The organism is Streptomyces sp. NPDC003393 (assembly GCF_053589015.1).
Map to the genome: position 1 here is coordinate 91554 of NZ_JBSFRB010000015.1, position 7893 is coordinate 99446.

Here is a 7893-nt window from a genome sequence, read left to right on the forward strand (position 1 = left end):
CCGTGGGATTCGACCCTTGGCCGCCCACACATACGTGGCGTGTGCGCCGGGTGTTCACGTCCCGACGGAGTCCAGGGCCGACTGGAGCGACCGGCGGTAGCCGTCGCTCGTGTACGTCGCTCCCGAGACCGAGTGGATGTCCGCGCTCTGCGCGGCCAACGCCTCCCGCCTCAGCTGGGGGAGGGCGTAGCTGTCGATCTCCTGGTCCCGTGGGTTGTCCGTGGGGTAGGAGACGGCGGTCACATCGGTGATCCGGCCGTTCTTCAGCGTGATCCGCACCTGGACCGGACCCCAGCGGGTCTGCGCCGTCTCGCCGGTGACGGTCCTCGTGCCGATGGACTCGCCGGACCCGCCGGCGGAGCCCGCGGGGGCGTCGGCGGACACCGCCGGGGCGGGCGCCGCCGCGATCTCCGGCGGGGTGTGCGGCTTCAGCGACAGCAGTATCACCAGCCCGCCGACGGTGGCGGCGCTCGCCAGGACGACACGGCGCAGCGGACGGTTCTTCTTCAACGGGTGCAACGGGGCCTCACAGCTCGAAGGACTCGTGGTGGATACGCCGGTCCGGTACTCCCGCCGCGCGCAGCACCTCGTACAGGCCCTGCGCGAAGGCGTACGGACCGCAGAGATACACGTCGTGCCCGGACAGGTCGGCGACGGACGCCCGCAGGGACGCGACGGTGATGGCGGGGCGTTCCCCGTTCGGGCCGTTGAGCGCGTACAGCACCCGTGCCCCGCGCCACCGGGCGATCGCCTCCAGTTCGGCGCCCAGGGCCAGGTCCTGCGCCGTACGCGTCCGGTACAGCAGGGTGACCTCGCCGGGCAGCGTCTCGAACAGCGCCCGCAGCGGGGTGATGCCGACACCGCCGGCGATCAGCAGGGACTTGTGCGCGGTGCGCCGGTCGGAGGTCAGCGAGCCGTAGGGGCCCTCCGCCCACACCCGGGTGCCGGGCCGCAGCAGTGGCACGGCCGCACTGTGGTCGCCGAGCGCCTTCACGGTGATGCGCAGGCGGTCCGGGCGGGGCGGCGCCGACAGCGAGTACGGCGTGGAGGTCCAGCCCATGCCGTCGGCGAGGAACCGCCAGCGGAAGAACTGGCCCGGCCGGGCGCCGAGTTCGTCCAGCCGTCGGCCCTGCACGACCACCGAGTACACCCCTGGCGCCTCAGGATGCACGGACTCGACCCGCAGTCGGTGCCGCAGGTTGAGCCGCACCGGAGCCAGAACGCGGAACCAGAGCACGAGCGCCGCGACGCCGAGGTACAGCACGTACCAGGCGGCCGTGGCCGCGGTGTGGCCGTTGAACTGGTCGCCCAGCGCCGACTGGTGCCCGAAGGCCAGGAAGACGGCGGCGTAGGTGAGCAGGTGCGTGTAGTACCAGAACTCGTGGCTGGCGCGCCGCCGCACCGCGCGCGCCGAGGTGACGCCCACGGCGAGGAGGATCGCGGTGCCGAGGGTGGCTTTCAGCATCTCCGGGTAGTCGAGGACGATCGAGAGCGCCTCGTGCCAGGCCGGGGCGCGGTCCTGGGCCGCGTAACCGAGCACGGTCAGCACCACATGCGCGACCAGCAGGCAGACGGTGTACCGGCCGGCCATCGTGTGCCAGCGGGCCACCCGGTCCGAGCCGACCCTCCGCTCCAGCAGCGGCACCCGCGCCATCAGCCCGACGAGGACCGCGCAGGCGTATCCGCACAGCAGGCCCGAGATGCGTCCCGCGCCGGTCAGCAGGCCGGCCGGGCCGACGACGGACGGGGTGCCGTACCACCACAGGCCGACCACAGCGGCGGCACCGGCCCACAACAGCGCCAGTACGGCACCGGCCGGCGAGCGCCGGGGCACCGCCGGGACGGGCGGCGCGGCCCCTCGCTCGTCCATCGTGGTCATCTCTCCTGCGTCCTTTCACCGGTCCAGGACGCCACTGTGCGGGCCGAACCTCTGAGAGAGCTCTGAGCACGGGGCCTGCGGCCTTCACTCACAGAAAACTCAGAGGCACCTCACGCACCGCCCCGCCGCGCGACCGGCGATGCTGGAAGAGTCATGAACGCATCCCGCCCGGCCTCTCCCGGCCTTCCCGTGCTCAGGCGTCCCGACGGCACCGCCGTCCGGGTCCTGGTCGTCGACGACGACCCCGACCTCGCCGAGGTGCTCTGCGGCGCCCTGCGTTACCAGGGCTGGGAGGTCGAATCCGCGGGCGACGGCGCCACCGCCGTCGCCCGCGCCCGTGAGCGGCGGCCTGACGCCGTCGTGCTCGACGTGATGCTCCCGGACACCGACGGCTTCGCCGTGCTGCGGGACCTTCACGCCGTGCGCCCGGACGTCTGTGTGCTCTTCCTCACGGCGCGGGACGCGGTGGAGGACCGCATCGCCGGGATCACCGCGGGCGGCGACGACTACGTGACCAAGCCGTTCAGCCTGGAGGAGGTGGTCGCCCGGCTGCGCGGGCTGCTGCGCCGCGCCGGAATGGCCCGGCAACCGGACGACGGCCCGCGGCTGACCGTGGGCGACCTGGTCATGGACGAGGACGCGCGCGAAGTCACCCGGGCCGGGGAGCTGATCGAGCTGTCTCCGACCGAGTACGAGCTGCTGCGCTTTCTGATGCACAACCCGCGCCGGGTGCTCAGCAAGGCCCAGATCCTGGACCGGGTGTGGTCCTACGACTTCGGCGGCCGGGCCCATGTCGTGGAGCTGTACATCTCCTATCTGCGCAAGAAGGTGGACGCGGGCCGAGAACCCATGATCCATACGGTGCGCGGGGCGGGTTACGCGCTGAAGCCGGCGGTCCGGTGAGGGCGCGGGTGGTGCGACGGGCCGGACGGCTGCCCCGGCCGCGTACGCTGCGGGCCCGGCTCACGTTCGGCCTGGTGGTGTTGCTCGCCGTCGGCTGCGCCGCGGTCGGCGTGGCCGCCGTCGTCGAGCTGAACGGCTTCCTCATGGGCCGGCTCGACCAGCAGCTGGAGCAGACCGGGCCGGGCTTCGCGCAGAGCCTGGAGCACGGCACCGGCGGGGGTGACGTCACGGGCAAGCCCTCTGACCACGACGGTGACGAACACGGGGACACCCGCCGGCAGGCCGCCGAGACGTTCGGGGCCCGGCTGCTGGACGGCACGGTGACCAACGCGGCGGTCGTCCCCTCCCGTTCCCACCCCGGTTTCGCCGTTCCCCTCACCGCAGCCGACCGCGAGGCCCTGGCCGCGTTGCCGGTGGACCGCCACGGTCACACCGTGCGCCTGTCGGCGCTGGGCGACTATCGGTTGGCGGCCTGGCCGGGTCGGGACGGCGACGTGCTGGTCAGCGGGTTGCCGATGGAGCCGGTACGGACCACGGTCCGCCAGTTGGAACTGGTCGCCGGGGGTGTTTTCGGCTTCGTCCTGGTCGCGGCCTCAGTCGCGGGCGCCCTGTGGGTGCGCTGGTCGCTGCGGCCGCTGAGCCGGGTCGCGGCCACCGCCACCCGGGTCAGCGAGCTGCCGCTGGCCAGCGGCGAGGTGGCGCTGCCGTCCCGGGCGCCAGAGGCGGACCCGTACAGCGAGGTGGGCCGGGTGTCCACCGCCTTCGACCGGATGCTCCACCATGTCGAGGACGCGCTCACCAAGCGGCACACCAGCGAGGAGCGGCTGCGCCGCTTCGCCGCCGACGCAAGCCACGAGCTGCGCACCCCGGTGGCCTCGGTGCGCGGGCACGCCGAGCTCGCCCTGCTGCATCCCGGCCCCGTGCCGCCCGAGGTGTCGCGAGCCCTGGGACGTATCGCCGCCGAGTCCGCGCGCATGGGCGAGATGGTCGACGAGATGCTGCTTCTGGCCCGGCTGGACGCCGGCCGCCCACTGGAGCGTCGCCCGGTCGACCTCACCCGCCTGGTCCTGGATGCGGTCACTGACGCCCGGGCCGTGGGTCCTGGGCACGGCTGGGCGCTGGATTTGCCGGAGGAACCCGTGACGGTGGTCGGCGACGCTCACCGGCTCCAGCAGGTCCTGGCCAACCTGCTGGCCAACGCCCGTCTGCACACTCCCGAAGGCACGAAGGTGACGGTCACCCTGGAGGCCGACGCCTCCACGGCGGCCCTGTCCGTCCGCGACGACGGCCCCGGCGTCCCGGAGGAGATCCGCGCGGGCGTCTTCGACCGCTTCACCCGCGCCGATCGCCGCCGCATCGACCTCTCGGCCGGCGCCGGAGCCGGAGCGGGCCTCGGTCTGTCGATCGTCGCAGCGGTGACCGAGGCCCATGGGGGGAGCGTGGAGGTGGAGAGCCGCGCGGGCTCGACGACGTTCACGGTGCGCCTGCCGACCGCCGCGGTGGGCGGCGGCACCGGCTGAGCGCTCAGCTCAGACCGGCGACGGCGGCAGGGGCAGCGGCAGCCCCGGCAGTCCGTCCAGACTCGTGGCGATGTGCTCCTTCTTGGCGAAGTACTCGCTCAGCGAGGCGTCGTCCTCGCGGGCGAACCGCCTGCCGTGCAGATCGCGGTCCTCCTCGTACGCCATGAAGGGGACCCCGTACCCACAGGTGTCCCGGATCAGTTCGGCGTGGACGACGATGATCGCGCGCAGCCCGTGCGTGGTGGGGTCGATGTCGGGGAAACGGTCGAGGAGCTCCGGGAAACGGGGATCGTCGCGGAAGACCGGCTCGCCCCTGCCGTGCACGCGCACGATGTTGGGCGGGCCCTGGAAGGCGCACCACATGAGGGTGATCCTGCCGTTCTCCCGCAGGTGGGCGATGGTCTCCGCGTTGGACCCGGCGAAGTCCAGGTACGCCACGCTGTGTTCGTCGAGCACCGCGAAGCAGCCCTTGAGGCCCTTGGGCGAGAGGTTGACCGTGCCGTCGCCGGACAGGGGGGCGGTCGCGGTGAAGAAGAGGGGCTGCTCCTCGATGAATGTGCGCAGCCTGCCGTCTATGCGCTCATAGGTCTTTCCCATGTCTGATGATTATTCGGGTATTTCTTTCGGCTGTCTAAGGGGTTCTCGGGGTCGCCTCGCGGCGAGGCGGAACCGTTGATTGACGAATCATGCAGCACTCTGCATAATCATGCAGCAGAGCACTGTGAGGACAGACCAGTGACCGAGCGCGACACCCGCAGCCTGCCGTCGGGAATCGCCGCGCGGCGTGATCCGGCCGGTGGATCCTGAAGGGGACCTCGCGGCATCGACCTTCTTCCCTAGGAGCAGCGCAAGTGAGCAGCAACAGCGGTGACGTACGGCTCTGGGGCGGCCGTTTCGCCGACGGCCCCGCCGACGCCCTGGCGAAGCTGTCCGCGTCCGTCCACTTCGACTGGCGGCTCGCGCCCTACGACATCGCCGGCTCACGCGCCCACGCACGCGTGCTGCACAAGGCGGGTCTCCTCACCGAGGACGAGCTTCAGCGCATGATCGCCGGGCTCGACCAGCTGGAGGCGGACGTCGCCGACGGCTCCTTCACCGGCACCATCGCCGACGAGGACGTCCACACCGCGCTCGAGCGCGGCCTGCTGGAGCGCCTCGGCCCGGACCTCGGCGGCAAGCTGCGCGCCGGCCGCTCGCGCAACGACCAGGTCGCGACCCTGTTCCGCATGTACCTGCGCGACCACGCCCGGGTCGTCGGCGGCCTGATCGCCGACCTCCAGGACGCGCTGATCGGTCTCGCCGAGGCCCATCCCGACGTGGCGATGCCCGGCCGCACCCACCTCCAGCACGCCCAGCCGGTCCTCTTCGCCCACCACGTCCTCGCCCATGTGCAGGCCCTGTCCCGGGACGCCGAGCGGCTGCGCCAGTGGGACGAGCGCACGGCCGTGTCGCCGTACGGCTCGGGCGCCCTCGCGGGCTCCTCCCTGGGCCTGGACCCGGAGGCGGTGGCGCGGGACCTCGGCTTCGAGCACGGCAGTGTCGCGAACTCCATCGACGGCACGGCCTCGCGTGACTTCGTCGCCGAGTTCGCCTTCATCACCGCGATGATCGGCGTGAACCTCTCCCGGATCGCCGAGGAGGTCATCATCTGGAACACGAAGGAGTTCTCCTTCGTGACCCTGCACGACGCGTTCTCCACCGGCTCGTCGATCATGCCGCAGAAGAAGAACCCGGATATCGCCGAGCTGGCGCGCGGCAAGTCGGGCCGCCTGATCGGCAACCTGACGGGTCTCCTGGCGACGCTGAAGGCCCTCCCGCTGGCGTACAACCGCGACCTCCAGGAGGACAAGGAGCCGGTCTTCGACTCCATCGACCAACTGGAGGTGCTGCTCCCGGCCTTCACCGGAATGATGGCGACGCTCACCGTGCACCGCGAGCGCATGGAGGAGCTGGCCCCGGCCGGCTTCTCGCTCGCCACCGACATCGCCGAGTGGCTGGTCAAGCAGGGCGTGCCGTTCCGGGTGGCGCACGAGGTCGCCGGCGAGTGCGTGAAGGCCGCCGAGGCCGAGGGCAAGGAGCTGCACGAGCTGAGCGACGAGCAGTTCGCGAAGATCTCCGACCGCCTGACCCCCGAGGTGCGCACCGTCCTGAACGTCCCCGGCGCCCTCGCCTCCCGCAGCGGACGCGGCGGCACCGCCCCGAGCGCGGTCGCGGTCCAGCTCGCCGAGGTGAAGGCGGACGTCGTCGCGCAGCACCAGTGGGCGAGCGCCCGGAAGTGATGCCCCGGGTGCCACCGGGACATCGCGGGTACGTTGGTCGCAAGCCGTAAGGAGCCGACCGAACGGAGCCCGCGATGCCCTTCGCCCGACTGGCCGCAGCCACGACTCCCACCTGCCATCTCGGCCTGGGCCTCGCCGCCGTGGGGCGCCCCGGATACATCAACCTCGGCCGCGACGGCGACCTCCCCGCCGACCGCACCGTCGACGCCCTGCGCGAGCGCACCCACGAGCTGCTCGAGGCGGCCTACGCGCAGGGCGTCCGGTACTTCGACGTCGCCCGCTCCTACGGCCGTTCGGAGGAGTTCCTCGCCGACTGGCTGCGCGCCCACCCCGAGATCGACGACGTCGTCGTCGGCAGCAAGTGGGGCTACACCTACACCGCCGACTGGACCACCGACGCCGAGCGGCACGAGATCAAGGACCACAGTCTCGCGGCCTACGAGCGGCAGCGCGCCGAGACCGACGAACTGCTGGGCGACCGGCTCGACCTCTACCAGATCCACTCGCTGACCCCGGACAGCCCGGCCCTGACCGACAAGGAACTGCACGCCAGGCTCGCCGAGGCCGCCGCCTCCGGCCTGACCATCGGCTTCTCCACCAGTGGCCCCGCCCAGGCCGACACGGTCCGCGCCGCGCTCCAGGTGACCGTCGACGGCGAACCCCTTTTCCGTACCGTGCAGTCGACGTACAACGTCCTGGAGACCTCGGTGGGCCCCGCTCTCGCCGAGGCCCACGACGCCGGGCTGACGGTGATCGTGAAGGAGGGCATGGCCAACGGCAGGCTCGCCGAGCCCCACGCCCCGGACGCGCTGAAGGCCGTGGCCGCCGAGACGGGGCTCGGCTGCGACGCCGTGGCCCTCGCCCTGATCCTGCGTCAGCCCTGGGCCGGCGTCGTCCTCTCCGGCGCCGCGACCGTCACCCAGCTCGCCTCCAACCTCCACGCGGCCGTCGTCGACCTCGACGCGGACCGGCTGACCCGCCTCGCCGGCCTCGTGGAGGACCCGCGTGCCTACTGGGAGCAGCGCGGCCAGCTGCCCTGGCACTGACGGACGACCGCACCGGCCGGACCACCGCACCGGCCTACGGACGACAACCGTCACACGGGCCGGTGGTCCGGCACACCGCGCCGGAGGGCGGCCCGGAGACGTCGCGCCGGCCGGTGGTCCAGGCCCTGCCACTGATCAGGCAGAACATGAGACGCTCACGCCCGTAGTGAGACATGAGACGCTCACGCCCGTAGTGAGACATGAGACGCTCACGCCCGTAGTGAGACATGAGACGCTCACGCCCGTAGTGAGACATGAGACGCTCA

The 7893-nt window shown here is 72.1% G+C and carries 7 protein-coding genes; 4 read left to right on the forward strand and 3 right to left on the reverse strand.

Features of this window, described 5'->3' with window-relative positions:
• Positions 1 to 54 precede the first annotated feature (54 nt).
• Together ACWDUZ_RS17240 and ACWDUZ_RS17245 are read right to left on the reverse strand one after the other, a co-directional pair.
• On the reverse strand, positions 55 to 519 hold the full coding sequence (locus tag ACWDUZ_RS17240) for an FMN-binding protein (RefSeq protein ID WP_451632640.1): 465 nt from the start codon (positions 517 to 519) through the stop codon (positions 55 to 57).
• A gap of 7 nt (positions 520 to 526) precedes the next feature.
• The gene (locus ACWDUZ_RS17245; protein WP_451632641.1) at positions 527 to 1879 is read right to left on the reverse strand and encodes a ferredoxin reductase family protein; all 1353 of its coding nucleotides are present in this window, start codon (positions 1877 to 1879) and stop codon (positions 527 to 529) included.
• 153 nt (positions 1880 to 2032) lie between these two features.
• Between ACWDUZ_RS17245 and ACWDUZ_RS17250 the strand changes: the two genes are divergently transcribed.
• Both ACWDUZ_RS17250 and ACWDUZ_RS17255 read left to right on the forward strand, forming a co-directional pair.
• Positions 2033 to 2782 carry a response regulator transcription factor gene (locus tag ACWDUZ_RS17250; protein WP_451632642.1) on the forward strand — a complete coding sequence of 250 codons (750 nt, stop codon included), beginning with the start codon at positions 2033 to 2035 and terminating at the stop codon, positions 2780 to 2782.
• A gap of 11 nt (positions 2783 to 2793) precedes the next feature.
• The gene (locus tag ACWDUZ_RS17255; protein ID WP_451632643.1) at positions 2794 to 4302 is read left to right on the forward strand and encodes a sensor histidine kinase; all 1509 of its coding nucleotides are present in this window, start codon (positions 2794 to 2796) and stop codon (positions 4300 to 4302) included.
• 9 nt (positions 4303 to 4311) lie between these two features.
• Here ACWDUZ_RS17255 and ACWDUZ_RS17260 read toward each other — a convergent pair whose 3' ends face one another.
• The gene (locus tag ACWDUZ_RS17260) at positions 4312 to 4899 is read right to left on the reverse strand and encodes a pyridoxamine 5'-phosphate oxidase family protein (protein WP_451632644.1); all 588 of its coding nucleotides are present in this window, start codon (positions 4897 to 4899) and stop codon (positions 4312 to 4314) included.
• A gap of 254 nt (positions 4900 to 5153) precedes the next feature.
• Here ACWDUZ_RS17260 and argH point away from each other — a divergent pair, with 254 nt between their 5' ends.
• Both argH and ACWDUZ_RS17270 read left to right on the forward strand, forming a co-directional pair.
• Positions 5154 to 6581, forward strand: coding sequence for an argininosuccinate lyase (gene argH, locus ACWDUZ_RS17265; RefSeq protein ID WP_451632645.1), 1428 nt, complete (start codon positions 5154 to 5156; stop codon positions 6579 to 6581).
• A 74-nt stretch (positions 6582 to 6655) separates the two neighbouring features.
• The gene (locus ACWDUZ_RS17270; protein WP_451632646.1) at positions 6656 to 7627 is read left to right on the forward strand and encodes an aldo/keto reductase; all 972 of its coding nucleotides are present in this window, start codon (positions 6656 to 6658) and stop codon (positions 7625 to 7627) included.
• Positions 7628 to 7893 lie beyond the last annotated feature (266 nt).

Coding starts and splice junctions, on each gene's coding strand:
- ACWDUZ_RS17245 (WP_451632641.1), bottom strand. CDS start 1,879: ATGACCACGATGGACGAGCGAGGGGCCGCGCCGCCCGTCCCGGCGGTG.
- ACWDUZ_RS17250 (WP_451632642.1), top strand. CDS start 2,033: ATGAACGCATCCCGCCCGGCCTCTCCCGGCCTTCCCGTGCTCAGGCGT.
- ACWDUZ_RS17260 (WP_451632644.1), bottom strand. CDS start 4,899: ATGGGAAAGACCTATGAGCGCATAGACGGCAGGCTGCGCACATTCATC.
- ACWDUZ_RS17270 (WP_451632646.1), top strand. CDS start 6,656: ATGCCCTTCGCCCGACTGGCCGCAGCCACGACTCCCACCTGCCATCTC.